A 25,713-nucleotide genomic window follows, 5' to 3' on the forward strand; every position below is an offset into this window, starting at 1 on the left:
GTGGTACGGCAAACCCCGGGGGACGCGCAACGTGGCGCAGCCCACAACGAGCCGTGGCAGAACTGCCTGCCGCGGCGGCGAACGGCCGCGAGAATGATGTACGTCCGCGTCCGATTCGTGCCGCGCGGCGAGCCCGCTCGTTCTTCATGACGAGCACCGGCGTGCCGTGTTCGGGCGTCCCGGGCGAAGGGCCGAAGGAGCACTGACGATGGGCGAGGGGTACGCATGAGTGACACCGGCCAGATCCCGGGCGAGGGACTGCCGGAGAACGCAGGCATGGTGGAGCAACCGGGCATCCCCGCCCCGGGTGCGTACACCTTCCTCGACCCCTCCGAGCATGCGCCCGAGGACGACGACCTTCTGCTGATGCCGAGCCCGCAGGGCGCCTGGAGCGACCAGCAGGTGGCCCCGGCCCCCGGTCAGTCGACGGACGGCGGAGCCGTGCAGGCACCGGCACCCATGGCCGAGCAGGCCGCCTACCAGGCGCAGCCGCAGGGCCGGCCCACCATGCAGGCCGTACAGGCCCAGGGACCCGTGCAGGTCCAGGCGCCGGACCCGGCGGTGTACGCCGTGCAGCAGGCGGTGGCCGGAGCGATGACCGAGACCGGGCAGGGCACGCACGAGTCCGGCGGCCGCGACTCGGGTGCCGTCGACCTCAATGGCGTACGTATGCCGGCCCAGGCCCCCGCTCCCGCACAGGCTGCGGTGGCGCAGGCCGCCGCCCCCGTACGCCGACCGCTGCACCGCGGCCCGGCCTCGGGTGAGTCGACCCCGTCGTACGGCGGGACGCCGACCGGCGGAGTGGTCCGTTCGCTCGCCGACCGAGGGCCCGCGGGCGCGCCGCAGACCCCGATGCCCGCACGGCACTCGGGACCGCCCACCACCGGTCCCGAGTACTTCGACCAGCCGGGCACCGAAGCGGCTGTGCTGCCGGGCCCGCAGCTCGGCGAGATCCCGCCGCAGGGCGGGAGCCCGTGGGCGGCCCATGTACCGGAGCAGGTCGCGGCGCCCGTGGCCGCGGAATTTGTCGCAGAAACGGTCGTTCCGGAGTCCGTCGAGCCCGCCCCGGTGGCCGAACCGGCTGCAGAGCCGGTCGCCGTGCCGGCCGCGGCCGAGGTTCCGTTCGAGCCGTCCGCGGAGGCCCCCGCTCCGGTGGAGACGCCGGTGGAAGCAGCGTCCGCAGGCCGGTTCGTGCCCGTGGAGGGGTCGGTGCCGACCACCCCGCATCTGGCCCCGATGCCGGCGGCGGAGCCGGTCGCGGCATTCGAGCCCGCGCCCGAACCCGAGCGTGTGGCGATCGCCGTCGAGCCCGCACCCGCCCCGGTCATCGAGACCGCCGGGACCGTCCATCCGGTCGAAGCGGTCGAAGCACCGGCCCCCGCGCCGGTCGCCGTCCAGGAGCCGGTCCTGGCCCCCGAGCCGGTCGTGGCCCCCGAGCCGGTCGTCGCCCCCGAGCCGGTCATCGCTCCGGAGGAGCCCGCCCCCGCACCCGTCCTCGTGGCCGAGGCTGCGCCCGAGACGGTGACGGCCCCCGAACCGGAGCCCGAAACCGGCCCCGAGGTCATCGAGACCCCGGACCTCACGGCCCCCGTGGCCGACGCGCCCGCCGCAGTTGCCGCCGAGCCCGCAGAGGTCTCCGGGCACACGGAGCCGGCCGACACGGAGCCCGTTGCGGACCAGCAGCCCGTCGAAGCGGTCCAGGCCGCCGCCGCGGCAGAGCCCGAGGCCGCGGAGGCCGCCGCCCAGACCCCGGCTCCCGCTTCCGCACCCGCCCCCGGCTACGACGACGCCGAGCGCGAAGCCGTGCTCCGGGTGATGCGCGAACGTCGCGACATCCGCAACGGCTTCCGCAGCGACCCCATCCCGCACGAGGTCCTGCTCCGCGTCCTCGAAGCCGCGCACACGGCGCCCAGCGTCGGCCACTCGCAGCCCTGGGACTTCGTCGTCATCCGCTCGGCGGAGACCCGCCGCTCCATGCACGAACTGGCGCAGCGTCAGCGCGACGCCTACGCCAAGTCGCTGCCCAAGGGCCGGGCCAAGCAGTTCAAGGAACTGAAGATCGAGGCGATCCTTGACACCCCGGTCAACATCGTCGTCACCGCCGACCCCACCCGCGGCGGCCGCCACACGCTCGGCCGGCACACCCAGCCGCAGATGGCCCCGTACTCCTCGGCGCTCGCCGTCGAGAACCTGTGGCTCGCCGCTCGCGCGGAGGGCCTCGGCGTCGGCTGGGTCAGCTTCTTCGACGAGCGCGAGATGGTCCGCGCCCTGGGCCTGCCCGAGCACCTCGAAGTCGTCGCGTACCTCTGTGTCGGTTACGTCGACGAGTTCCCCGAGGAGCCCGAACTGATGCAGGCGGGCTGGTCCAAGCGCCGCCCGCTGTCCTGGGTCGTCCACGAGGAGACGTACGGCCGCCGCGCCCTCCCCGGCGAGGAACCGCACGACCTGCTGCAGGAGACCATCTCCAACATCCGCCCGCTGGATGCCAAGGCGCTCGGCGAGGCCTGGGAACGCCAGAAGCGGATGACCAAGCCGGCCGGTGCGCTCGGCATGCTGGAGATCATCTCCGCACAGCTCTCCGGCCTCTCCCGGATGTGCCCGCCGCCCATCCCGGAGCCCGCGGCCGTCGCGATCTTCGCCGGGGACCACGGGGTGCACGCCCAGGGCGTGACCGCGTGGCCGCAGGAGGTCACCGGCCAGATGGTCGCCAACTTCCTCGGCGGCGGCGCGGTCTGCAACGCGTTCGCGTCCCAGGTCGGCGCCGAAGTGTGTGTGGTCGACGTCGGCGTCGCCACGGAGCTGCCCGCGACACCCGGCCTGCTGCCCCGCAAGGTGCGCGCCGGCACGGCCGACTTCACCACCGGCCCCGCCCTCACCCGTGAGGAGGTCCTCTCGGCCATCGAGGTCGGCATCGAGACGGCCCGCGACCTGGTCGCTGCGGGCAACAAGGGCCTGCTCACCGGTGAGATGGGCATCGCCAACACCACCGCGTCCGCCGCACTGATCTGCGTGTACACCGGCATGGACCCGGCCGAGGTGACCGGTCGCGGCACCGGCATCAACGACGAGATGCACGCCCGCAAGGTCGACGTGGTCCGCCGAGCCCTCGAACTGCACCAGCCCGACCCGGCCGACCCGATCGGTGTACTCGCCGCGGTCGGCGGCCTGGAGCACGCCGCGATGGCAGGCTTCCTGCTCGGCGGCGCCTCGCTCCGTACGCCCGTCATCCTGGACGGCGTCAGCGCGGGCGCCGCGGCCCTGGTCGCCCGGGCGATCGCCCCCGAGGCCCTCGCCGCATGCATCGCCGGCCACCGCAGCGCCGAGCCCGGCCACGTAGCCGCGCTCAACAAGCTGGGTCTGCGCCCGCTGGTCGACCTCGACCTCCGCCTCGGCGAAGGAACGGGCGCGCTGCTGGCGCTCCCGATCGTGCAGAGCGCGGCGCGGGCGATGCACGAGGTGGCGACGTTCGACTCGGCAGGCGTCACCGAGAAGTAGCGCCTGCCGTGCTCGGCCCGGCCGGCGCCTGAGGCGCGGGTCCGGGGCGGAGCCACGGTTTCGGACAGGGGCGGGCAGGGGACAGCTCCGCGCAGGGCCCCCACCCGCCCCACCGTCCCTGCCCACGCCCCGGCGCACCCCGTATCGTGGACCCACGCCCCATAAAACCGCATGTCACAGCCGCTCCACCGCCGCAGCGGCCCGCACCCCGCATTGCACGAGGAGCCCGCACCGCCATGGCCGAGCACGCCGATCACCCCGCGTACCCCGTCGGACTGCGCCTGAGCGGGCGCCGCGTCGTCGTCGTCGGCGGCGGCCAGGTCGCGCAGCGCCGCCTCCCCGCGCTCATCGCGGCGGGTGCCGACATCACCCTCGTATCGCCGTCCGCGACTCCGTCCGTCGAGGCGATGGCCGACGCCGGTGAGATCCGCTGGGAGCGCCGCCGGTACGAGGACGGGGACCTGACCGACACCTGGTACGCGCTCATCGCCTCCGACGACGCCGCCGCGAACGATGCCGCGTCCGCCGAGGCCGAGCGCACCCGAACCTGGTGCGTGCGCAGCGACAACGCCGACGTGGCCACCGCCTGGACCCCGGCCACCGGTCGCAGCGAGGGCGTCACCGTCGCTGTCCTCTCCACCGACGCCCAGGGCCGCGACCCGCGCCATTCCGCCGCTGTCCGCGACGCCATCGTCGAGGGCCTGCGCGACGGCACGCTCGCCGCCCCGCACCACCGCACCCGCCCCACCCCCGGTGTCTCCCTGGTCGGCGGCGGCCCCGGCGACCCCGACCTGATCACCGTGCGCGGCCGTCGCCTCCTTGCCGAGGCCGATGTCGTCATCGCCGACCGGCTCGGCCCGCGCGACCTGCTCGACGAACTGCCGCCGCACGTCGAGGTGATCGACGCGGCGAAGATCCCGTACGGCCGTTTCATGGCGCAGGAGGCGATCAACCAGGCGCTCATCGAGCACGCCAAGGCGGGCAAGGCCGTCGTCCGGCTCAAGGGCGGCGACCCGTTCGTCTTCGGCCGGGGCATGGAGGAGGCGCAGGCGCTCGCCGCCGAGGGCATCCCGTGCACCGTCGTCCCCGGCATCTCCAGCTCGATCTCCGTGCCCGGCGCAGCCGGAATCCCCGTCACCCACCGCGGGGTCGCCCACGAGTTCACCGTTGTCAGCGGTCATGTCGCCCCCGACGACGAGCGCTCGCTGGTCGACTGGGCGGCGCTCGCGCAGCTCCGCGGCACCCTCGTGCTGCTGATGGCCGTCGACAAGATCGGCGCCATCGCAAAGGCCCTCATCGCCCATGGCAAGTCCCCGGACACCCTGGTCGCCCTGGTCCAGGAGGGCACGACGGCATCCCAGCGCCGCGTCGACGCGACCCTCGCGACCGTCGGCGAACGGGCCGTCGCCGAAGAGGTGCGGCCCCCGGCCGTGATCGTCATCGGCGATGTCGTCGCGGTCGGTACGGACACCGCCCCGCACCCCGCCGAGTAACCAGCGGTAACGGATCTTTTTCCAAGCCGTTGGCACCACACACCGGACAAGGCAGTATCAACCTGTGGCAGATCTCATCACCGTCGACGACCCCGACGACCCTCGCCTGCGCGACTACACGGGCCTGACCGACGTCGAACTCCGGCGCAGGCGGGAGCCGGCCGAAGGACTCTTCATCGCCGAGGGCGAGAAGGTGATCAGACGCGCCCGGCACGCCGGGTACGAGATGCGGTCCATGCTGCTCTCGGCGAAGTGGGTCGATGTGATGCGCGACGTCATCGACGAGGTCCCGGCCCCGGTGTACGCGGTCAGCCCGGAGCTCGCCGAACGTGTCACCGGCTACCACGTGCATCGCGGCGCGCTGGCCTCCATGCAGCGCAAGCCGCTGCCGACGGCCGAGGAGCTGCTGGCGACGACCCGCCGCGTCGTCGTCATGGAGGCGGTCAACGACCACACCAACATCGGAGCCATCTTCCGCAGCGCCGCCGCCCTCGGGATGGACGCGGTGCTGCTCTCCCCGGACTGTGCGGACCCGCTCTACCGACGCTCCGTCAAGGTCTCCATGGGCGCCGTGTTCTCCGTTCCGTACGCCCGCCTCGACACCTGGCCCAAGGCCCTGGAGACCGTACGGGAAGCGGGGTTCAAGCTTCTCGCCCTCACCCCCGACGACAAGGCCAGCAGCATCGAGGAGGCGGCGCCGCACCGGATGGACAAGGTGGCGCTGATGCTCGGTGCCGAGGGCGACGGACTGTCCACGCAGGCCCTGGTCGCCGCCGACGAATGGGTACGGATCCCGATGGCGCACGGCGTCGACTCGCTGAACGTGGGCGCGGCCGCCGCGGTCGCGTTCTACGCGGTGGCGACGGGCCGCCCGCAGGACTGACCGCCTGCCGTTTCCTGACACGGACCGTCGGGTCGCAGCGACTGGTGCTGCCCGTGCCGACCGGGGGTGTCCATGACGCCCAGCCCGCGGGCCGGCCCCTGGCAGCCCTGCGCCGCCGCGATGCCCAGCGCCACGAGCAGCGTCACCACGACGAAGACGACGAGCCGCTGCCGCAGCAGCCGCGGATTGGCGGGACGCCGGCCCGTCGAGGTCGTGCGGGTGCCGGGCCGCGTGCCCGGCCGGCCGTTCGTCCCGTTCGTGCCCTGCGGGCGCTTGCCGGAGCGTGTCGTATTGCGCGGCACTTGCTGCTGAGGGCGTGAACCACCGGTGCGGGACGACGCACCACGCGGAGGCGCCGACGCCTGCCGGTTCTGCGGACGGGGCGGCGGCGAGCCCGCCGCGCGCCGGGTCTGCTGTTCGGTGTACGGGCCGTCGAGCCGGCCGGTCGGCCGGTCCAGCTCCTGCGCCGAGCGCTGGGCGGGCGGCCGGCTCTCGTGCAGGCCGTGTGCCTCACGGGCTGCGATTTCCTTGAGCCGCATGGAGAGTTGAAGCGTGCTCGGCCGCTCCTCCGGATCCTTCGCGAGACAGGCGCTCACCAGTGGCGCCAGCGCGTCGTGCACGTCGTACAACTGCGGTTCCTCGTGCACCACGCGGTAGAGCATCACCTCGGAACTGCCGTGCCCGAAAGGCGAGTCGGCCATCGCCGCGTACGCCAGCGTGGCACCGAGCGAGAAGACGTCCGTCGCGGGCGTCACCGCCGCGCCCCGCACCTGCTCGGGCGCGAGGAATCCCGGCGAGCCCACCGCCGTACCGACATGCGTGAGTGTGCTCGCCCCGGTCGCCCAGGCGATCCCGAAGTCGATGATCCGAGGGCCCTTGGGGGAGAGGAGGATGTTCGACGGCTTCAGGTCGCGATGGACGACACCCGCCTCGTGCACCGCCACGAGCCCCTCGGAGAGCGCCGCTCCGATCGACGCCACCTCGGCCGCCGACAGCGGACCTTCCTCGGCCACCTTGTCGTGCAGCGAGGGCCCGGGGACGTACTGTGTCGCGAACCACGGGCGGTCCGCCTCCAGATCGGCGGCCACCAGACGTGCCGTACAGCCGCCGCGGATTCGCCGTGCCGCCGACACCTCGCGCGCGAAACGCGAACGGAACTCCTGGTCCTCGGCGAGATCCGGGCGGATCACCTTGAGCGCCACCCGCTGGCCGCGCCGGTCCGAACCGAGATAGACGACACCCATGCCGCCCGCCCCGAGTCGCCGGTGCAGCCTGAACGAGCCGACGACACGCGGGTCCTCGCGCCGGAGCCGCATCATCGCCATCGTCTGCCCATCCCCGCTGCCTGGTCCGCCTGACGTGGCACAGCTTACGTACCCGTGGCCCGGCGCGCTCAGAGGCCGCGCCCTCGCCCGCCGATCGATTGTCAGTGCCGGGTGGGAAACTTGAGGAGTGGTCAGGGAGCCGCGGATCCAGGCTCCCGGGCCCGTGCGAGATCTCAAAGGTCCGTCGCAGAAGGGGGATTGGATCAGTGAAGGGCGATCGTGTGGAGATAGTCGTGGACGCGGGAGACACGACGCGTACGTACGAGGTGGTGGCCACCAGAGCGGGCCGCCGGGTGGAGACAGCTGTCCGCCGAGGGGTGGTCGAAGTGAGTGAAGTCACTCGCAGCGGCACCGTCGTCCGTACCGCCCGTTTCATGGCGACCAGGGTGCTCGCCCTGGTCGAACAACCGGTCCCGAGGCAGGACGCATCCGAGCGTGACCTCCGGGATGACCCCAAGGCGTAGCGCAGGATCTCCACCCAGGGGAGTACACCGACCACCCACGGCTCATCCTCCGGGAGGCCCGGCATTCGGTACGCGGGCATGACGACCCTCCCTCTCCGCGTCCCTATTGTTGAACTCAAGCGGCGGGCGTTGCACTCGTCCCCCGAGGTCACACGCCCGCCGCTCCAACAATCAGGTCGGGAGAGGAACCATGGCGGACACGGCGACGCGGACGATGATCCGCACGCAGGGACGCAGGGCTCATGCCGCGTTCGGCAGCCGCCGGTCGTCCGGTACGCGCCACCCCCTGGTGGCGACGGCCATGGTTCTTCCTCTGGCGGCCCTGCTCGTAGTCGTCTTCGGCGGCTGGGACGCGGTGGTCACACAGGCGTCGTCCGTGGGCGTGATGCTGGGGCGCTGAGCGGCGCCCCGGGTCCGGAAGAGCGGTCCGGACCGGGACATCCGGCCAACAACCCCGTGGGGACGGGGGTGCGGCGGACGGCAGCGTTTGTCCGGTCAGCTGGGGAGCTGACCGGACATCGCGCTGTCCGGGGGGCAATACGCGCCGGACCACACCGTCGTCACGCGGTCGCCACGGCTTGCGCGGCAGCGCGTACGCTCGTCGCGTGCCCGGGGCGGACCGGGCCGTATCTGTTGCCACCGGGGGAGACCGTGACCACCGCAGTTGTCCGCGCGCTGGGCGCCCTCGCCCATGACACGGCCCACCCGCACGGGCGCACCGAGGCCCCCTGTCCTTCCTGCCCGGCACCGGCGGTGCTCGCGGACCGCGCCGACGGTACGGTCGTCCGCTCCGGCCCCGTGGTCGCGAAGGCCCACGCCCCGGACACCGACACCGCCGCCCTGGCCGCCCGCACGGCCCTGGCCTCGGCCCCCGCCCTCAGCGGCATCCTCCTGCCACCCGTACCCCAGCCTGCTGTCCCCGAGGTCGACGGCCGTCCCGTGACCCTCTGGCCCCACGGTGAACCGGTCGACCCCGCGGACCCCGACGCCGCGCCCTGGGAAGAGTCCGCCGTCCTCCTGGCCCGGCTCCACCGCACCGCGCCCCCGCCCGCCCTTCCTCCCATGCGCGGACCCGCAAAAGCCGCTCTCGCCGTGGCCCGGATGTGCGCCGCCCGGCCCGGTGACCCGGCCACCGCCCCCGTACGCGAAGCATGGCGGCGCCTGCCCGCCTGGGCCCGTGACGAAGCCCCCGCACCCCCGCACCGCTCGCACTTCATCTGCCACGGCGATCTCCACCTCGGCCAGCTCGTCCGCCACCCCGCGACACATGGCCGATGGCTGCTGATCGACGTCGACGACGTGGGGCTCGGTGACCCCGCCTGGGACCTCGCCCGCCCGGCCGCCTGGTACGCGGCAGGACTGCTGCCCGCCGAGGTCTGGCTGCGCTTCCTGGACGCCTACCGGGCAGCGGGCGGGCCCGCCGTACGGGCCGACGGCGATCCCTGGCCAGAACTTGACGTCCCGGCCCGCGCCCTGACGGTTCAGGCCGCGGCACTGGCCTTGGCCAAGTCCGCGGCGGAGGGGCGAAATCCGGATGAGGTGGAACAGACGATGATCGACGCCTGTGCCCGAATTGCGTCCCTCCCGGTCGAGTTGACGAGCGAGCACGCGTCGTAGGGTGAACCGATCGTCTCCGGGCATGTATTCCGGCGACGGCGAACCGACGGCGAGGAGCTGAGCCGACCATGCAGTGTCCCAAGTGCCACGCGCAGATGCAGACCTACAACCGCAATGGCATCCAGATCGAGCAGTGCAGCGGCTGCCGGGGGATATTCCTCGACTACGGCGAGCTGGAGAGCCTGACCCGCATCGAGGCGCAGTGGACCCAGCAGGCCCCGCCCGCGCCGCCGGCCCCCCAGGCCTACCCCGCCGCACCGGCCCCCGCCTGGGGCGCCCCGCAGCACCACGGCGGCCACCACGGCGGGCACTACCGGCACAAGAGCTTCGGCCACATGCTCTTCTCGTCCTGACCCGGCCGACACCGCGCCGCGGGCCCGGACGCACTGCGTCCGGGCCCGCGGCGTGTCCGATGCGCGAGCTCTGCACGGTCCGGGACCGCACGATGCACACACCCCCGCGGAATGCATACCGTCGACAACTTCTGTCAGGCATCTAGGCAGCGGCATGGTTGATCCTTAAAGTTCCGGCCCATGACCTTCCTCGACAGGTCCCGGACCGTCGCCCCACCCGGCTGGAGCCGCTGGCTGGTCCCGCCCGCCGCGCTCGCAGTGCATCTCTCGATCGGGCAGGCCTATGCCTGGAGCGTGTTCAAGCCCCCGCTGGAATCGGCTCTCGACCTCTCCGGTACCGCCAGTGCCCTTCCCTTCCAACTCGCCATCGTCATGCTCGGCCTCTCCGCGGCCTTCGGCGGCACCCTCGTCGAACGCAACGGACCGCGCTGGGCGATGTTCGTCTCCCTCGTCTGCTTCTCCTCGGGCTTTCTCGTCGCAGCTCTCGGCGTCGCCACCGGCCACTTCTGGTTGGTCGTCCTCGGCTACGGCTTCATCGGCGGTATCGGACTCGGCATCGGCTACATCTCGCCGGTCTCCACGCTCATCAAGTGGTTTCCCGACCGCCCCGGCATGGCCACCGGCATCGCCATCATGGGCTTCGGCGGCGGCGCGCTGATCGCTTCGCCGTGGTCGACCGGGATGCTCGAGGCCTTCGGCACCGACAGCGCGGGAATCGCGACCGCCTTCCTGGTCCACGGCCTCGCCTACGCCGGTTTCATGGCGCTCGGGGTCCTCCTCGTCCGGGTCCCCCCGGACGGCTGGCTCCCGGCCGGCTTCCAGCCGAAGGCGGAAACCCGCCGGCTCGTGACCACCGCCCAGGTATCCGCCCGCAACGCGCTGCGGACACCGCAGTTCTGGTGTCTGTGGGTGGTGCTCTGCATGAACGTCACGGCAGGCATCGGCATTCTGGAGAAGGCCGCCCCGATGATCACGGACTTCTTCACGGGTACCTCCACTCCGGTCACGGTCCCGGCCGCGGCGGGCTTCGTCGCCCTGCTGTCCCTGGCCAACATGACCGGCCGCCTCCTCTGGTCCTCGACCTCGGACCTGGTCGGCCGCAAGAACATGTACCGCGTCTATCTCGGTGTCGGCGCTCTGATGTATCTCACGATCGTCGAGTTCGGCAGTGCCAAGCCGCTCTTCATCTGCTGCGCACTGGTGATCCTCTCCTTCTACGGAGGCGGATTCGCCACGGCGCCGGCCTATCTGCAGGACCTCTTCGGTACCTACCAGGTGGGCGCCATCCACGGCCGGCTGCTGACCGCCTGGTCCACCGCGGGCATTCTCGGCCCACTGATCGTCAACTGGGTGGCGGACGCGGGGGAGCGGGCGGGCCACAGCGGGTCCGGGCTCTACACGACGTCGCTGACGATCATGATCGGGCTGCTGATCATCGGCTTCGTCGCCAACGAGTTCATACGCCCCGTACACCCTCGCTTCCACGAGGCAGCGGAAAGGAAGGCCCGTGCGCACCAGCAGTCGTAGGACACTCACCGCCGTGGTCTGGCTCTGGGTCGCCGTGCCGTTCGCCTACGGACTGTACGAACTGATCCGCAAGGCCACGCAGCTCTTCACCGGCTGACCCGGGCGGACTCGACCCGCACCGCAGCCACGACAAAGCCCCGGTCGTCGAGACGACCGGGGCTTGCTGGTGCGCGATACTGGGATTGAACCAGTGACCTCTTCCGTGTCAGGGAAGCGCTCTCCCGCTGAGCTAATCGCGCAGGGTGACCCTGCGTGTACTGCGTGCGCGATACTGGGATTGAACCAGTGACCTCTTCCGTGTCAGGGAAGCGCTCTCCCGCTGAGCTAATCGCGCGGGGGATCCTTGCGGACCAGTGGACGATACTGGGATTGAACCAGTGACCTCTTCCGTGTCAGGGAAGCGCTCTCCCGCTGAGCTAATCGTCCTTGGAGGTGGAGACGGGATTTGAACCCGTGTAGACGGCTTTGCAGGCCGTTGCCTCGCCTCTCGGCCACTCCACCAGGAGTGCAGGGGTTCGGGAAAAGATCCCCCACTTCGAGCGGACGACGAGATTCGAACTCGCGACCCTCACCTTGGCAAGGTGATGCTCTACCAACTGAGCCACGTCCGCTTGTCGTTTCCGTTTCACTTGCGTGTCCCGGCGACGTGTTGAACTCTAGCGGATTCCTGGGCCAGTACAAAAACGCGTTTGTGCAGCGTGCTGAGGTGCACTCGCCCCGGCGCAGGTCACCGCGCACCGTCCTAGACTCACCCACGTGCACGACCTTGCTCCAATGGCCCGCTTCGGCGGCCTCGTCGCGTCCGAACTGCGGGACGTGACCAGTGATCCCTCAGCCCTCGACTCGTCCGGCTTCTGGGCGGTATGCGCTGATTTCGAGGGCCGCCTCGTCTGCGCCCGCTTCGGGACCGTACGGACCGAACCGGTGCCCGCACCCGTCCCCGGAGCCTGGCGCGGGCCCGGAGCCGGCGACTGGGTCTCGTCCCTGGACCGTGCCGCGTACACCGCGGGCGTACGCCGGATCCGCGAGCACATCGCGGCGGGCGAGGTCTACCAGGCCAACCTCTGCCGGGTGATGACCGCGGAGCTGCCGGACCCGGCCGCCGCCGACGTCGACGCCCTCACCGCGCTGCTCGCGCGCGGCAACCCCGCCCCGTACGCAGGAACAATCCGCCTGCCCGCGCACGGCGTGGAGATCGCCACCGCGTCCCCCGAACTCTTCCTGAGCCGGGACGGACGGACCGTCGAGTCCGGACCGATCAAGGGCACGGGTCGCACCGAGGCGGATCTGCTCGAGAAGGACCATGCGGAGAACGTGATGATCGTCGACCTGGTCCGCAACGACCTGGGCCGGGTCTGCGCCACCGGATCGGTCACCGTCCCCGACCTCTGCGTGGTGGAGAAGCACCCCGGGCTCGTCCATCTCGTCTCCACCGTGCGCGGCTGCCTCGCCGACGGCGCCGGCTGGCCCGAACTGCTCGCCGCCGCATTCCCGCCCGGCTCCGTCACCGGTGCACCCAAATCCAGCGCGCTCCGCATCATCGAGTCCCTGGAGACCGCACCCCGGGGTCCGTACTGCGGCGGCATCGGCTGGGTCGACGCCGACCGGGCCACCGCCGGTCTCGCCGTCGGCATACGGACCTTCTGGATCGACCGGACCGCAGGGGCCCCGGTCCTCAGGTTCGGCACCGGCGCCGGGATCACCTGGGGCTCCGATCCGGAGCGCGAATGGGACGAGACCGAGCTCAAGGCCGCCCGGCTGCTCGCTGTAGCGTCGGGCGCCCACCAAGAAACAGGAAGGACCGCATGATGTGGATGTGGGTCAACGGCGAACTGCGTGACGCCGCCGACGCCCGGGTGTCCGTGCTCGACCACGGACTGACCGTGGGGGACGGGATCTTCGAGACCGTCAGGACCACCGGGGGCCGCCCCTTCGCCCTCACCCGGCACCTCGACCGGCTGACCCGCTCGGCCCGCGGTCTCGGGTTGCCCGACCCCGACCTCGACGAGGTGCGCCGGGCCTGCGCCGCCGTCATCGAGGCCAACCCGGTGGAACTCGGCCGGCTCCGCATCACGTACACCGGCGGCCTCTCCCCGCTCGGCTCCGACCGTGGCAACGACGGACCGAGCCTGGTCGTCGCACTCGGGGAGGCCACGCGCCGCCCCGACACCACCGCCGTGATCACGGTCCCGTGGACCCGCAACGAACGCGGCGCACTGGCCGGGCTCAAGACCACCTCGTACGCGGAGAACGTCGTCGCCCTCGCCCGCGCCCATGCGCAGGGCGCATCCGAGGCGCTCTTCGCCAACACCGTCGGACAGCTCTGCGAAGGCACCGGGTCGAACGTCTTCGTCGTCCTCGACGGACAGCTCCACACCCCGCCGGTCGCCTCCGGCTGCCTCGCCGGGATCACCCGCGCACTGGCCGTCGAATGGTGCGGGGCGCTGGAGACCGAGCTGCACCTGGACGTCCTGGAGCACGCCGAGGAGATCTTCCTGACCTCCACCCTCCGCGACGTCCAGGCCGTCCACCGGGTCGACGGCCGCGAGCTTCCCGGCGGACCCGGGCCGGTGACGGCCAAGGCCATGCGGGTCTTCGAGGAGCGTGCCGGGAACGACCTCGACCCGTGAGCCGGGCCCATGACCCGGCCCGGGTCGCACCATGGTCCCGAGCCGCGGACACCGTTTCGGGCCGTACAACGGAACCGGTCCGCAAAACCGGGTGACGGGCCGCGGCGCAGCGGATAGAACACCGGTGATGACCACGACCCTCCGGCCGACCGGGCCGATTCAGCAAGGCGCCGACGGCGCGAGGAAGCGCGCGTACGACGTGTGCGACAACGGGCGACCCGTCGGGGCCGTCGAGATCGGCACCGAACCCGGGTCGGGCGGGACGACAGGGACCATCCGCGGCCTGCGGATCGACGAACCGAACCGCAGGCGCGGCCGCGGCACCATCGCCGGGCTCGCTGTCGAGGAAGTGCTGCGCGGCTGGGGCTGCTCCCGGCTGACCGTGGAGGTCGAGCCGGAGAACACAGCCGGACTGCGGCTGGCTGCTGCGCTCGGTTATACCGAGCGCAGCAGGAACATGGTCAAGGACCTGCCGCGGACCCCGCCCGTCCTGCCGGACGGGGTCACGGGGCGTCCGATGACCGAGGACGAGTTCGCGCAGTGGGAGAGCACCGCTGTCGCCGGCTACGCGGAAACCTTTGTCGCGCGAGGCGTCCCGGCGGACGAGGCTCTGCGCAGAGCCGAGACCTCCCACCGGACACATCTGCCGCACGGTCTCGCCACGGAGGGCACGTACATTCATGTCCTCGTCGACGACGGCGGCCGGACCGTGGGGCATGTCTGGGTGGCGCGGTTCGAAATGCACCCGGGGATGGTGGTCGGGTACGTCTTCGACGTCGAGGTGCTCGAAGAGTTCCGCGGCCGGGGGTACGGTCGCGCGCTGATGCTGGAGGCCGAACGCACCGCCCTGGCCGCCGGCGACGAACGGATGGGGCTGCACGTCCTCTCGGACAACACCCCGGCGGTCCGGCTGTACGAGTCGCTCGGCTACGAAACGACGCGTCACAACCTCGTCAAGCCGTTGTGACGGGTGGAAGGACGAGCCGGGTACGTCGCTGTCAGCCCTGCTCGGCGAGGAGCCGGTCGGCAATCTCCTCGATCCGCTCGCGCAGCCCGTCCTGACTCCTGCCGCCGTCCAGCCGCTCGCCGCCGATCACATAGGTGGGGGTGCCGGTCACACCGATGGCCTTCCCCTCCGCCTGGTCGGCGTCGACGATCAGCATGTGCCGGCCGTCGATCAGAGCGGTGTCGAACTCCTCGGCGTCCAGCCCGAGTTCACGCGCCACCTCGATCAGTAGCGGCTCACCGGTACGGCCGAGCTCGGCGGTCCTGGCGAGCACGGCTTCGATGTAAGGCCAGTCCTTGCCCTGCTCCGCAGCCTCCTCGGCGGCCTGGGCCGCTGCGTACGCGTGCTTGTGCTTCTCCAGCGGGAAATGCCGCAGGCGCACGTCGAGCCGGTCGCCGTAACGGGCCCGCAGGGCGTGCACATCGGTGAGGGCTCGGTGGCAGTCGGGGCACTGGAGCTCGCACCAGACGTCGAGGACGACCGGGGCTGCAGGGGTGGATTCGTTCATGGAACCAGTCTCCCAGGGCCCACGCGCGCATCCCAACCGGCACCGGCGCGGGACCCGCTCACCGCAGGCCCGGTTCGGGTCGGCATCTTGCGGATCGGCACCTGGGGAGGACCCCGGCCCTGAAATGTCCCTGATGTGGTCCGGGATCATGGCCGCCGCCCCGGTGGGCGGTGCAGGATGGAAGGGACGTTTCCCCGTTGCGCCTGGAGGCCCCGATGCTTGCCGAGACCATTTGCTCAGCGGTGTCCGCGGCGGGCTTGGGCATTGCCGCCGTGACCGCGTACCGGAAGCGTTTCCTCACTGCGACCCGGATCGCCGCCTACTCGCTGGTCCCCATCGGGCTGGTGCTGACCGGTGTCGTCGAGTGGGTCTCCAATATCGCCTTCAAGCCGAGCGTCTGGCTCGGCTTCGGGGTGCTCGGGGTGGCCTGGCTGCTCTTCATGATCACGCGCGCGGTCGAACGCCGCGGCGTCGGTACCCGCAAGGAACGCAGGGCCGCCGCGCGGGCGGCCCAGTCCGATGCCGTCGCGCCGGCGGCGTCGGCGCCCTCTCTGGGAGCCGGCGCACCGGCGGTTCAGCCACGGGCGAAGGCGAAGCCCAAGCAGCAGACCGCTGCCCCGGGCGAGGACTTCAGTGACATCGAGGCCATCCTGAAGAAGCACGGAATCTGAAACCGGACCGCAGGCAATCATCGTTGGTGAATCGATTCATTACTGATTCTTGACGCTGCACTGGAATGACGGTTAGCGTCAGAGCGGACTGAAACAATTCAGTCCACGGTGGGTGATCCGTGGCGGGCCACCCGCACCGCGGCCCGGCGCACGAGGCTGTCCGGGTCGGGACCACGGAGTGCCTCGCAACGCCGTCCGTACGATGGGGCAACAGCCGCGGACCAGTGCGGCCAAGGGCGCCAGTGGGGCAGACCAAGTGGCACGTGTGGCAGGGATCAAGGATGTGGCCCGGCAGGCCGGAGTCTCCGTGGGCACCGTGTCCAATGTGATCAACCGGCCCGAAGCGGTGCTGCCGGAGACCCGTTCCCGGGTCCTGGCCGCCATCGAGGAGCTCGGGTACGTACGAAGCGAGTCCGCGCGCCAGCTCAGGGCGGGACGCAGCCGGATCATGGCGCTGCTGGTCCTCGACATGGGCAACCCCTTCTTCGTCGACGTGGCCCGTGGTGCCGAGCGCGCCGCCCGTGAGGCGGGCCTCGGGGTGATGGTCTGCAACAGCGGTCAGAGCCCGGCGGAGGAGGCCGAATATCTGGGACTCTTCGCCGAACAGCGGGTGTGCGGCGTACTGGTCACCCCGGCCGACGCGACCGGCCGGAACCTGGAGGCGTTCAGCCGCCACCACATCCCCTTCGTGCTGGTGGACCGGGTGGCGTCCTCGCCGGGGCACTGCGCGGTCTCCGTCGACGACGTCCGCGGTGGCTCCCTTGCCGTCGGCCACCTCCTGACGGCCGGGCACCGCTCGGTCGCCTACGTCAGCGGCACCGGCGACCTCCACCAGATCAGGGACCGCCGTGAAGGCGCCCTGTCGGCACTCGACCGGGCCGGACTGGGACCCGAGGCGCTCGTCGAGATCCCCTCCGACCGGCTGGACGTGGCCGCGGGCCGCGACGCCGGGGCCCGGCTGCTCGGACTCGTGCCGCGGCCGACCGCCGTGTTCTGCGCCAACGATCTGCTCGCCCTCGGCGTGCTGCAGTCGCTGTACGCGGCGGGAGTCCGGGTGCCGCAGGACATCGCCATCGTCGGTTACGACGACATCGAATTCGCCGCCGCCGCTGCCGTACCGCTCACCTCGGTCCGCCAGCCGGCCGTCGTCATGGGCCGGATGGCCGCGGAACTCCTGCTGCAGGAGGCGGACGACGAGGACGGCACGCACGAGCACCGCAGTGTGGTGCTTCAGCCGGAGCTCGTCGTGCGTGCCTCCAGCACGACGCCGCACTGAGCCACCCGGCGCTGCTCCGTCACTCACTTCCTTCCGCCCCCTCCCTGCCGCATGTCCGAAACGGAGACACTGTGACCCTGTTCGATCTGCCGCTGCACCAACTTCGCGACTACCGCCCGGAGTCCGGTGAACCCGACGACTTCGATGCCTTCTGGAAGCGCACCCTCGACGAGTCGGCCGCATACCCGCTCGACCCCGAATTCCAGTCGTACGACGCCGCGTTGAGCGCCGTCGAGGTACACGACGTGACCTTCTCCGGCTGGGGCGGACACCGCATACGTGCCTGGCTGAACGTTCCTTCGGGTGCCGAGGGCCCCCTTCCGTGCGTCGTCCATTACCTCGGTTACGGCGGTGGCCGAGGGCTGCCGCACGACCATCTCGTCTGGCCCGCGGCCGGCTGGGCCACCCTGCTCGTCGACACCCGCGGCCAGGGTGCCGTCAACAGCCACTCGGCGGGTTCCACCCCCGACCCCCACGGTGGCGCCAACCCGCAGTCGCCCGGCTTCATGACCCGCGGCATCCTCGACCCCGACGAGTACTACTACCGCCGGGTCTTCACCGACGCGGTCCGCGCCGTCGATGTGGCCCGCGCCCACCCTTCCGTCGACCCCGACCGGATCGTCGTGCACGGCGGCAGCCAGGGCGGCGGCATCGCGCAGGCGGTGGCGGGGCTCAGTCCGTATGTGAAGGCGGCGCTGATCGACGTACCGTTCCTGACTCACTTCCGGCGGGCCGTCGAGATCACCGACAAGGACCCCTACCAGGAGATCGTCCGCTTCCTCTCCACCCAACACGGCGTCGCCGACCGGGTGTTCCGTACGCTCTCGTACTTCGACGGGATCAGCTTCGCCGCCCGGGCCGCCGTACCGGCGCTCTACTCGGTGGCGCTGATGGACTTGGTCTGCCCGCCGTCCACGGTCTTCGCCGCGTACAACCACTGGGCGGGACCGAAGGAGATCGAGGTCTACCCCTGGAACGGTCACGAGGGCGGCTCTTCGGTCCACCGGGCCGCCCAGCTGAGGATGTTGCGCGATCTCGGCTGATCCGGCCGGGGTGCGGGAGGCGCGGGAGAACCGGCCGTGAACCCGAATATGTGACAGCGGACCGGACGCCGGAGCGAATCCTTCCGGCCCCGACGGGAGTGAACTCCCGTCACAAAGAGGCGTGTTGATCGCCAACGGGGTCCGGTCTGCGTCATGATCGTCCCGAGATGGTGGACACCTCCCCGGGCGATGCCCCCGCACCCCCTGCCGAAGAGCCGCGTGGCTGCCTCTTCGCGCTGTCCCAGCCCCCTTTGATGATCTTCCTCACGGTGGTCGGCGGCCTGCTGCTGATGGCCGCGTTGCACGATCTCTTCCTGTTGTGAGCGGGCTATGAAACGGGCGGCGAGCGGTCAGCCGGCCGCTTCTCTGCGGCGTGCCCGGTACGCGGCGACATGCAGCCGATTACCGCAGGTGCGGCTGGAGCAGTACCTGCGGGAGCGGTTGCGGGACAGGTCCACGAACGCGTCCCGGCAGTCCGGTGCCTCGCAGCGCCGCAGTCGTTCCTGTTCGCCCGCCACCACGATGAAGGCGAGCGCCATGCCGCAGTCGGCCGCGAGGTGATCGGCGATCGATGCGTCCGGCGCGAAGTAGTGCACATGCCACTCGTAGCCGTCGTGGTTGCTCAGCTGCGGCGTGGTGCCCGCTGAGGCCACGAGGCCGTTGACGAGACCGGCGGCGGTCTCGGCGTCCGGCGCCGCGAAGATCTCGGCGAACCGGCTCCGTACGTCGTGTACGGCCCGAAGATCCTTCTCGCCGAGTTCGGCCACGCCGCTGATGCGGTGGCGCCGGGCGAATCGGTAAAGCGCTTCGATGCCGGCGAGACCGTCGCTCGGTCCGCCCTCCGCCTGATCGGTCTCCGGTGCGGTGTTCACCAGCTCGACCACGATGTCGAGCGCGATCCGGGTGTCGTGGGGGATCAGCACGCTTTCGCTCCCTGGCCTCCGGCGGGCGGGCGCCCGCCGATGCCGGCTGACTCTACTGGCTCGGCGAGGACGCACAGCGGCCCGAGAGGGGCTCTGGCGCCGGCGAGGAACTTATCCGGCCGACCCAGGGGCCAGTGGGGGCGCTCGGGGGCGCTGAGGGCGCACAGGGCCCGCCCAGCGCGTACGGGAGGGCCGGGGCGTGCACCCGTCATGCCCCCGGTGGAACGCGCGCCGACGCCGTCACCACAGTGGATTCCGTGATGACGGCGCTGGTGTCTGCCCTATGAGGTTGTCCGCGCGGCACCGTCGCCCCGAGTCGGACGGCGCCGTGCAGCTCTCGACCTGGCTCAGCTCTCGGCCAGGATGTGTGAGAGCTCCGTATCGAGGTCGAAGTGACGATGCTCGGTGCCGGGTGGAACCGCGGCGTCGGTCCGCTTCAGGAACGACTCCAGGGCCCTGGCCGGGGCCTCGAGCAGGGCTTCGCCCTCTGGGGAGCTCAGCGCGATGCAGACGACGCCCTGGCCGTGACTACGGGATGGCCAGACGCGAACGTCTCCGGTGCCGGTGGGCCTGTGCAGCCCCTCGGCAAGGAGGTCGCGGGCGAATACCCATTCGACCGTTTCCTCCGCTCCGGTGTGGAAGGTGGCGTGCACGGCATACGGATCGGCCGTGTCATACCGCAGGCCCGCGGGTACAGGCAGTGAGGACTCGCTCGACACAACGAGGCGCAGGTGCAGCTCGCAGCTGACCGTGGTGTTCATAAGCGCCAGGGCCTTTCGCTCAGTGTGCGCTCGGGGATTCGCACGTCGGCGAAATCGACATGCCACCTACGGTGGCGTTGTAAACCCCTCTGACCCTTTTGTGGTTCTTCGGGTCGCTCGTGCGGCGGTGCGTAACTTTGGGTTATGCGGCCATTCCGGTGACAAAGGCCGTTCCGGTAGGTTGGGGCCATGAATGCGGAGAGTGACGCGCGGGACGGGGTCGCCGGAGCGGCGACCCCGTCGCCCGCCGCGGGGGAAGTGACGGGGGGCGTGGCGCCGGACGTCACCGAGGGTGTGGTCAAGGAGGAGCGGGCGCTCGGCTCCCGGGCGCCGGGGTTCGTCAAGGCGTCCAGGGCCCTGCATCTGAGCTGGCAGGTCGGCGTCTTCGTGGTCGGCCTCGCCGTGGTTGTGGCGGGCATCATCATGCTGCCGCTGCCCGGGCCCGGCTGGCTGGTGATCTTCGGTGGCATGGCGATCTGGGCGACCGAGTTCGTCTGGGCGCAGCTGGTGCTCCGCTGGACGCGCCGAAAGGTCACCGAGGCCGCCCAGAAGGCGCTCGACCCGAAGGTCCGGCGGCGGAACATCATCCTCACCGTGATCGGACTCGTGATCGTCGTCGTGCTGGTCGGGATCTATGTCTGGAAGTTCGGAATCGTGATGCCGTGGAAGATCCACGAGTGACCCGGGGGTGGTCGGGGAGCACCGCTGACATGGGGTAATGTTTGCAGTGCGCCGGGGCGATTAGCTCAGTGGGAGAGCGCTTCGTTCACACCGAAGAGGTCACTGGTTCGAAACCAGTATCGCCCACCCGGACAGAGGGCCCGTGAGACTGCAGAGTCTCACGGGCCCTCTGCGTTTCCCGCGGCGATCGGGCGCCCTCCCGCCTGTTTCCGCGGCGGTACGAGCCCCCGTCGGAACACCCCGCGGACCCCGCGCCGTGCGGCGTGAGGTTGAAGCGCTTCGACCGATTCCGTCTCAACCGTTGACGTTGCCCCTTCGGTGCCCGGCTTGCCCCGGCAAGCGCTTTCTCGGGCGATTCAATCGACCGTGGCAGCGGGTGCTGTCTGCCCGGGAGGGGTGTGTCATGAGGGCTTGGCGGAGTGGCCAGGGCTGCGTGCGGCCGGCGTCGGTGTGGCGGTTTCGGGGCTGATCGCCTCCGGTTGCGGCGGGGGAGCGGGAGCTGACGGAAAGATCGAGATCCGCTACTCGTGGTGGGGTGGTCAGGGGCGGGCCACGCTGATCAACAAGGCGATCGCGCTGTTTGAGAAGAAGCATCCGAACATCAAGGTCAAGACGGACTTTCACGACTACGGGAATATCTGGAAGAAGTTCAATACCCAGGCCTCCGCGGGAAATGCGCCCGATGTCTTCCAGAACTCCGTCGCATTCCTGCGCAAGTACGGCGACAAGCGGGTTCTGCTCGATCTCAATTCCCAGGTGAAGGCCGGAAATCTCGGCATGGAGAACTTCCGGGCCGGACTGGACAAGGCGGGCGGACCCGTCACCACCGTCGCCGGCAGCGAGGCCGACTGGGTCTACACCAGCGACGCCGCGCTGTACGGACTCGCCGCCATCGAGAACCTCGCACTCGTCGGCGACCGGATGCCGGCCTGAGAGCCTGTCGGGTGACCTCTGATCGGGCGGCCACGCCCTGGCACGCACGCTTCAGACCGCGTCCGCTATCCGATCGAAGGTCACCCGACAGGCTCTGAGGCGGTGAAGCAACGGGCCGGCCCACCGATCACGTGTTCCCTCAGCGCATCCGGCCCAGGGCGTCCTTCAGTCGTCGCGCATCCCGCAGCCGCTGCTCGTACGTCGCCCCGACGACCAGCAGCAGCACACCCGCGAGCGCAGGCGGCAGCCAGCGCGGCAGCGCACCGACCACCTGAACCACATAGGGCGCCAGTTCGTGCAGGGCGTCCAACGCCAGCACCGCGCCGCCGAGCAGCAGCAGCGCCTGCAGCCGCAGCCGGGCCCCGGCGAGCGTGAGCACCAGCGCCACCACGCCGAGCAGCAGCGGCCGTACCCACGACGGGTCGGTCCAGGCCGCGACGAGACTCGGCACCAGCGTCGCCGCAAGACCCGCCCCGTACGCCGTCCACGAGGATGCCGCCGGATCGCGGCGCCGCCGCACCACACCGACCACCAGCGCGGGCACCGTCACCGGCAGCGTGTACGCCTCCGGAGTCGACACCCCGGAAGCCGACAACCGCACCCACGTCGCCAGGACGAAGAGGACCACCGCCACATACCCGGCCGCCGGCCGCCGTTCCGCACGCACCGCCGTACCCGCGGCCAGCACCCCGCACAGCGCGAGCATCAGCGCCAGGTACGGCCTGTCCGGCGCGGCCATCCCGACCGCCACCGCACCCGCCACGGCGCCGGTCAGCTCGACCGGCAGCGCCGACGGGCCGCCCCGCAGCCGCGCCCCGAGCAGCACCGTCAGCGCGGGGACGACCAGCATGATCGGTGCGGCCCGGTACGTCTCGAGCTCCAGCGACACTCCGACGGCCCCGGCGAGCACCATCGCGCCCACCACAGACGCACACGCCAGAGCACCCTGCACCACCCGGGCCGTCGGTGACCCCTCGGCACGCGTCCCCGCCGCGGCCGCTGCGAACAGCACCAGCAGGACCCCGAACACCGCATAGGTCGCCGGCTCCGCAGCCAGTGACAGCGCCCCCGCGCTCACCGCCCCGACCGCACCGCACACCAGCGCCGCCGGCGCCACCGGGCCCGCCCCACGACGCAACACCCGTACCGCCCCGGCGAGTAGCGCCGCGATCAGCAGCAACTGCACCACCACCGCGGCCGCGTACGGAGCGTCCAGTGCAACCGGCACCACCAGCAGCCCCGCCCACCCGATCACCAGCGCACCGGCCCCCGCCGCACCCCGCCACGATTCGCCCGGGGAGATCACCGCACCGGCCACCCGCACCCACTGGGGCCACCAGTGGTGCGCCGCCCCCAGCAGACCGGCCACCACCAGCAGAATCACCGGCGCCGTGTACAACTGCGACCACTGCGTACCCTCCAGCCCCAGCGCACCGCGCGCACTGCCGTCCGGAGCACCCGACCACACCGGGGCCCGCCGCGACACCGGACCCGCCAGCGTCATGGCGGCCGCCGGCGCAGCCGCCAGCACCGCGCCCGAGACCACCGCAGCCGACGCCCACAGCACGCCCTGCCCGGCCGGACGCGGCAGCGGAGCCCGTACCGCCGCACACAGCATCAGACCGCACAGCAGATACACCGGAACCGACCAGTCCTCGGCGACCCCCGCGCGCAGCACACCGCCCACAGCCGCGACCACCGCCAGCCCGGCCACCACTCCGCCGGCCACCGCGATCTCCTTCGGCGCCCGCCACACCGCGAACAGCGCGACCGCCGCTCCCACCAGCAACAGTGCCCCCGGGGCAACGGCGGAGAGGGGCGAACCAGCCGTCACCGACTGCACCAACGCCACCAGCGCCCCGGAGAGCCCCGTCACGCATCCGCAGACGGACGCGGTCACCCGGACCCCAACGCCCTTGCCCCACCGGGCGATCGCAGAGTCCAGCAGCGCCGTCAGCACCAGCGCCCAACCGAAGACCGAGGCCGACGCACCCGCCGACCACGCCCACAGCACCAACGTGAACTGCACACCCACCACGGCCACCGGCAGCGGCAGACGAAGCTTGCCGAGTGCCAGGCCGTACGCCGTCCACAGCACGGCGAGCACCGCCGACGCGGCCGCGGTGAACCCGAGACCGTCCGTGTCCGGCGCCGCCACCGCGTGCAGCGCGTACGCGTCCAGCACCATCAGCACCAGAGCCAGTGCGCCGAGCGACTCGGCCGTCGACGACAGACCGCGGCGCAGCAGCAGCGCGGGCGCGGCCGACGCCGCGACCGTCACCAGGGCGAGCACTGCCGAGCGGCCGCCTATCCCCAGATGACCCCAGCTGACCAGGGTGAACGCGATCGCCGCGATCGTCAGCAGCAGTCCGCCGAGACTCAGCAGCACATTCTGGGCGTTGCGCGGCGCGACCGGCGCACCGGGAGAGCCGAAGGGGGCCGCAGGCCACTGTGGATACGGCTGCGCCGGTCCGGAAGGCGCGGCGGACGCCGGTCCCGCAGACGCGGCCGGCGGCTGCAGCACACTCACCAGCCAGGCACGACGGGTCAGCAGCTGCATCCGGCGGGCGTCCAGCCGGACCAGTTCGCGGTCGAGGAGAGCCAATTCCTCGGCGGGCGGCGGCACATGTTCCATATCCGGGAGTGTGGCGCGGCCCACAGATGCGGACATGCGCTCGGATACTCAGGTACGGGACTGAGTACGCGCAGACTGGGACCCATGGACTGGAGCCACTACCGCTTTGTGAGCATCTGGGACGTAACCGCCCCGCCCGATGCCGTGTACGGAATCCTGGAACGCGCCGCGGAGTACCCGCAGTGGTGGCCGCAGGTTCGCGAGGTCACCTCGGTCGACGACACCACCGGAACGATACGCATCCGCTCCGCCCTCCCGTACGACCTGGTCATGACCATTCGCGCGAGCCGCCGCGACCCGGCTGCCGGGATCCTCGAAGTGACCCTCGGCGGCGACCTCGACGGCTGGGCCCGCTGGACCGTCACCGCGCACGGCACCGGCAGCCGTGCCACGTACGAGCAGGAGGTCGAGGTGCGGCGGCGGATCATGCGGCTGCTCGCCGTGCCCGGACGGGCGGTGTTCCGGGTGAACCACGCGCTCATGATGCGGGCGGGACGCCGCGGACTGGCAGCCCGACTCGAAGGAGTTTGAACCACACCCACCGAGACCTGTATGGTTCAGTCCGTTCCCGGGCGATTAGCTCAGTGGGAGAGCGCTTCGTTCACACCGAAGAGGTCACTGGTTCGAAACCAGTATCGCCCACCCCGGAAGAGGCCGGTCCGTCAGCAGCACCGACGGACCGGCCTCTGCATGTCCGGAACCACCCCCGGGCGTCCGGGATCACGCAGCGGCGGGCAGCTCAGGACGCAGCGGCCAGGCCGGATCCACTGCCTCCGGCGTCCCGCTCTTCGCGAACCACGCCTGCAGACCGCGCGCCTGCGCCGCATGCCACACCGCCTGCAGCGCGTGCAGCTCCGCCGGGGACAGCCGCTCCAGCCGCGACGAGAAGCGCCGCCCCACCGCCCGTACCAGCTCCAGCGACGCCGCCGCGTCGGCCGCCGCGTCATGAGCGCCGTCCAGCACCACCTCGTACAGCGCACAGAGATCCGTGAGCGTGCGCCGCCCCTTGCGATAGCGGTCCAGGTGCTTGTCCAGAACCCGGGGATCCAGCACGCACAGCGGTGTGTTCCCCAGATAGCCGGCCAGTGACGACGCCCGGTGCCGCTTCAGCTCCCGGTCGAGGAGCGTCAGATCGAACGGCGCGTTCATCACGACGAGCGGGCGTCCCGCCGCGCACTGCTCGGCCAGTGCCCGGGCTATCTCCTCCACCACGGGCGCGGGCCACCGGCCGTTGCGCTGCAGATGGTCATCGGTCAGACCGTGGATCTCGGTCGCCCCCACGGGCACCGGAACCCCCGGATTCACCAGCCAGCGGGTGACGCGCATGCGCCCGCCCGCCGCGTCCTGGACGACCAGGGCGGCCGAAACGATCCGGTCCTCCTCGACGTCCACTCCCGTTGTCTCGGTGTCAAAAGCGGCCAGCGGCCCCTCGTACCAGTGACTCATCCCCGAACTCCTCGTGCCTGACCGGCAGATGGCGTGATTCCCC

At 71.3% G+C, this 25,713-nt stretch carries 23 protein-coding genes, 7 tRNA genes and 1 pseudogene; 20 read left to right on the plus strand and 11 right to left on the minus strand.

Annotation, left to right across the window (positions count from 1 at the left end):
- Positions 1-225: 225 nt before the first annotated feature.
- From cobT to OG972_RS33180, 3 genes are all read left to right on the plus strand, one after another.
- A complete protein-coding gene (gene cobT / locus OG972_RS33170; protein ID WP_266987838.1) occupies positions 226-3,495 on the plus strand; it encodes a nicotinate-nucleotide--dimethylbenzimidazole phosphoribosyltransferase in 3,270 nt (1,089 codons plus the stop codon).
- A gap of 236 nt (positions 3,496-3,731) precedes the next feature.
- Positions 3,732-4,988, plus strand: coding sequence for a uroporphyrinogen-III C-methyltransferase (cobA, locus tag OG972_RS33175; protein WP_266987840.1), 1,257 nt, complete (start codon positions 3,732-3,734; stop codon positions 4,986-4,988).
- A gap of 64 nt (positions 4,989-5,052) precedes the next feature.
- Positions 5,053-5,871 (plus strand): RNA methyltransferase, encoded by an 819-nt coding sequence (locus OG972_RS33180; RefSeq protein ID WP_266987842.1) that lies wholly within the window; start codon positions 5,053-5,055, stop codon positions 5,869-5,871.
- Here OG972_RS33180 and OG972_RS33185 read toward each other — a convergent pair.
- Positions 5,838-7,196 carry a serine/threonine-protein kinase gene (locus tag OG972_RS33185; protein WP_266987844.1) on the minus strand — a complete coding sequence of 453 codons (1,359 nt, stop codon included), beginning with the start codon at positions 7,194-7,196 and terminating at the stop codon, positions 5,838-5,840. The genes OG972_RS33180 and OG972_RS33185 overlap by 34 nt on opposite strands.
- Before the next feature lie 206 nt (positions 7,197-7,402).
- Between OG972_RS33185 and OG972_RS33190 the strand changes: the two genes are divergently transcribed.
- The 5 genes from OG972_RS33190 to OG972_RS33210 all read left to right on the plus strand — a co-directional run bounded on the left by OG972_RS33190 (position 7,403) and on the right by OG972_RS33210 (position 11,157).
- Positions 7,403-7,660 carry a hypothetical protein gene (locus OG972_RS33190; protein ID WP_266987846.1) on the plus strand — a complete coding sequence of 86 codons (258 nt, stop codon included), beginning with the start codon at positions 7,403-7,405 and terminating at the stop codon, positions 7,658-7,660.
- A gap of 190 nt (positions 7,661-7,850) precedes the next feature.
- Complete coding sequence (locus OG972_RS33195) at positions 7,851-8,060, plus strand: hypothetical protein (protein WP_266987848.1); 210 nt, start codon at positions 7,851-7,853, stop codon at positions 8,058-8,060.
- 251 nt (positions 8,061-8,311) lie between these two features.
- Positions 8,312-9,277, plus strand: coding sequence for a phosphotransferase family protein (locus OG972_RS33200; RefSeq protein ID WP_266987850.1), 966 nt, complete (start codon positions 8,312-8,314; stop codon positions 9,275-9,277).
- Positions 9,278-9,345: 68 nt separating this feature from the next.
- Positions 9,346-9,630, plus strand: coding sequence for a zf-TFIIB domain-containing protein (locus OG972_RS33205; RefSeq protein WP_093898382.1), 285 nt, complete (start codon positions 9,346-9,348; stop codon positions 9,628-9,630).
- 180 nt (positions 9,631-9,810) lie between these two features.
- Positions 9,811-11,157, plus strand: a complete 1,347-nt coding sequence (locus tag OG972_RS33210; protein ID WP_266987853.1) for an OFA family MFS transporter — start codon at positions 9,811-9,813, stop codon at positions 11,155-11,157.
- A 164-nt stretch (positions 11,158-11,321) separates the two neighbouring features.
- On the opposite strand, the gene OG972_RS33215 is transcribed toward OG972_RS33210, so the two are convergent.
- The 5 genes from OG972_RS33215 to OG972_RS33235 form a co-directional block, all read right to left on the minus strand.
- A tRNA-Val gene (locus OG972_RS33215) sits at positions 11,322-11,396 on the minus strand.
- 23 nt (positions 11,397-11,419) lie between these two features.
- A tRNA-Val gene (locus OG972_RS33220) sits at positions 11,420-11,491 on the minus strand.
- Positions 11,492-11,511: 20 nt separating this feature from the next.
- A tRNA-Val gene (locus OG972_RS33225) sits at positions 11,512-11,583 on the minus strand.
- Position 11,584: 1 nt separating this feature from the next.
- A tRNA-Cys gene (locus tag OG972_RS33230) sits at positions 11,585-11,658 on the minus strand.
- Between the two features lie 37 nt (positions 11,659-11,695).
- A tRNA-Gly gene (locus OG972_RS33235) sits at positions 11,696-11,768 on the minus strand.
- Between the two features lie 163 nt (positions 11,769-11,931).
- Between OG972_RS33235 and OG972_RS33240 the strand changes: the two genes are divergently transcribed.
- The 3 genes from OG972_RS33240 (at position 11,932) to OG972_RS33250 (ending at position 14,754) form a co-directional block, all read left to right on the plus strand.
- On the plus strand, positions 11,932-12,966 hold the full coding sequence (locus tag OG972_RS33240; RefSeq protein ID WP_266990873.1) for a chorismate-binding protein: 1,035 nt from the start codon (positions 11,932-11,934) through the stop codon (positions 12,964-12,966).
- Positions 12,966-13,787, plus strand: coding sequence for an aminotransferase class IV (locus tag OG972_RS33245; RefSeq protein ID WP_266990875.1), 822 nt, complete (start codon positions 12,966-12,968; stop codon positions 13,785-13,787). Before OG972_RS33240 ends, OG972_RS33245 begins: the two co-directional genes overlap by 1 nt.
- A gap of 127 nt (positions 13,788-13,914) precedes the next feature.
- Positions 13,915-14,754, plus strand: coding sequence for a GNAT family N-acetyltransferase (locus tag OG972_RS33250; protein ID WP_266987855.1), 840 nt, complete (start codon positions 13,915-13,917; stop codon positions 14,752-14,754).
- 31 nt (positions 14,755-14,785) lie between these two features.
- On the opposite strand, the gene OG972_RS33255 is transcribed toward OG972_RS33250, so the two are convergent.
- Positions 14,786-15,301 (minus strand): DsbA family protein, encoded by a 516-nt coding sequence (locus OG972_RS33255; protein WP_266987857.1) that lies wholly within the window; start codon positions 15,299-15,301, stop codon positions 14,786-14,788.
- 215 nt (positions 15,302-15,516) lie between these two features.
- On the opposite strand from OG972_RS33255, the gene OG972_RS33260 reads away from it, so the two are divergent.
- The 4 genes from OG972_RS33260 (at position 15,517) to OG972_RS33275 (ending at position 18,614) form a co-directional block, all read left to right on the plus strand.
- Positions 15,517-15,972, plus strand: a complete 456-nt coding sequence (locus OG972_RS33260) for a hypothetical protein (RefSeq protein ID WP_266987859.1) — start codon at positions 15,517-15,519, stop codon at positions 15,970-15,972.
- 256 nt (positions 15,973-16,228) lie between these two features.
- Entirely contained in the window at positions 16,229-17,248 is a 1,020-nt protein-coding gene (locus tag OG972_RS33265; protein ID WP_266987861.1) for a LacI family DNA-binding transcriptional regulator, read from the plus strand.
- A 71-nt stretch (positions 17,249-17,319) separates the two neighbouring features.
- On the plus strand, positions 17,320-18,291 hold the full coding sequence (locus tag OG972_RS33270) for an acetylxylan esterase (RefSeq protein ID WP_266987863.1): 972 nt from the start codon (positions 17,320-17,322) through the stop codon (positions 18,289-18,291).
- 167 nt (positions 18,292-18,458) lie between these two features.
- Positions 18,459-18,614: a hypothetical protein gene (locus OG972_RS33275; protein WP_266987865.1), complete on the plus strand. Its 156-nt coding sequence runs from the start codon at positions 18,459-18,461 to the stop codon at positions 18,612-18,614.
- Between the two features lie 27 nt (positions 18,615-18,641).
- Here the strand turns inward: OG972_RS33275 and OG972_RS33280 are convergent, their stop codons facing one another.
- Together OG972_RS33280 and OG972_RS33285 are read right to left on the minus strand one after the other, a co-directional pair.
- Positions 18,642-19,214 carry a CGNR zinc finger domain-containing protein gene (locus tag OG972_RS33280; protein WP_266987867.1) on the minus strand — a complete coding sequence of 191 codons (573 nt, stop codon included), beginning with the start codon at positions 19,212-19,214 and terminating at the stop codon, positions 18,642-18,644.
- A 347-nt stretch (positions 19,215-19,561) separates the two neighbouring features.
- Positions 19,562-19,975, minus strand: coding sequence for an SsgA family sporulation/cell division regulator (locus OG972_RS33285; RefSeq protein ID WP_003959770.1), 414 nt, complete (start codon positions 19,973-19,975; stop codon positions 19,562-19,564).
- Positions 19,976-20,164: 189 nt separating this feature from the next.
- Here OG972_RS33285 and OG972_RS33290 point away from each other — a divergent pair, with 189 nt between their 5' ends.
- The 3 genes and pseudogenes from OG972_RS33290 to OG972_RS33300 all read left to right on the plus strand — a co-directional run.
- Positions 20,165-20,656 carry a TIGR02611 family protein gene (locus tag OG972_RS33290; protein ID WP_266987869.1) on the plus strand — a complete coding sequence of 164 codons (492 nt, stop codon included), beginning with the start codon at positions 20,165-20,167 and terminating at the stop codon, positions 20,654-20,656.
- A 54-nt stretch (positions 20,657-20,710) separates the two neighbouring features.
- Positions 20,711-20,782: transfer RNA gene (locus OG972_RS33295), tRNA-Val, on the plus strand.
- A 270-nt stretch (positions 20,783-21,052) separates the two neighbouring features.
- Positions 21,053-21,469 (plus strand): annotated as a pseudogene (locus tag OG972_RS33300) (ABC transporter substrate-binding protein); the annotation flags it as partial.
- 259 nt (positions 21,470-21,728) lie between these two features.
- On the opposite strand, the gene OG972_RS33305 reads toward OG972_RS33300, so the two are convergent.
- The gene (locus OG972_RS33305; RefSeq protein WP_266987871.1) at positions 21,729-24,224 is read right to left on the minus strand and encodes an SCO7613 C-terminal domain-containing membrane protein; all 2,496 of its coding nucleotides are present in this window, start codon (positions 24,222-24,224) and stop codon (positions 21,729-21,731) included.
- An 84-nt stretch (positions 24,225-24,308) separates the two neighbouring features.
- Between OG972_RS33305 and OG972_RS33310 the strand changes: the two genes are divergently transcribed.
- Positions 24,309-24,755 carry an SRPBCC family protein gene (locus OG972_RS33310; RefSeq protein WP_266987873.1) on the plus strand — a complete coding sequence of 149 codons (447 nt, stop codon included), beginning with the start codon at positions 24,309-24,311 and terminating at the stop codon, positions 24,753-24,755.
- Positions 24,756-24,794: 39 nt separating this feature from the next.
- Positions 24,795-24,866: transfer RNA gene (locus OG972_RS33315), tRNA-Val, on the plus strand.
- 78 nt (positions 24,867-24,944) lie between these two features.
- Here the strand turns inward: OG972_RS33315 and OG972_RS33320 are convergent.
- Positions 24,945-25,670: a 3'-5' exonuclease gene (locus OG972_RS33320; protein WP_266987875.1), complete on the minus strand. Its 726-nt coding sequence runs from the start codon at positions 25,668-25,670 to the stop codon at positions 24,945-24,947.
- Between the last annotated feature and the right edge of the window lie 43 nt (positions 25,671-25,713).

This window comes from Streptomyces sp. NBC_01669 (assembly GCF_026339735.1).
In the GTDB taxonomy this organism is placed as follows: domain Bacteria; phylum Actinomycetota; class Actinomycetes; order Streptomycetales; family Streptomycetaceae; genus Streptomyces; species Streptomyces yanii.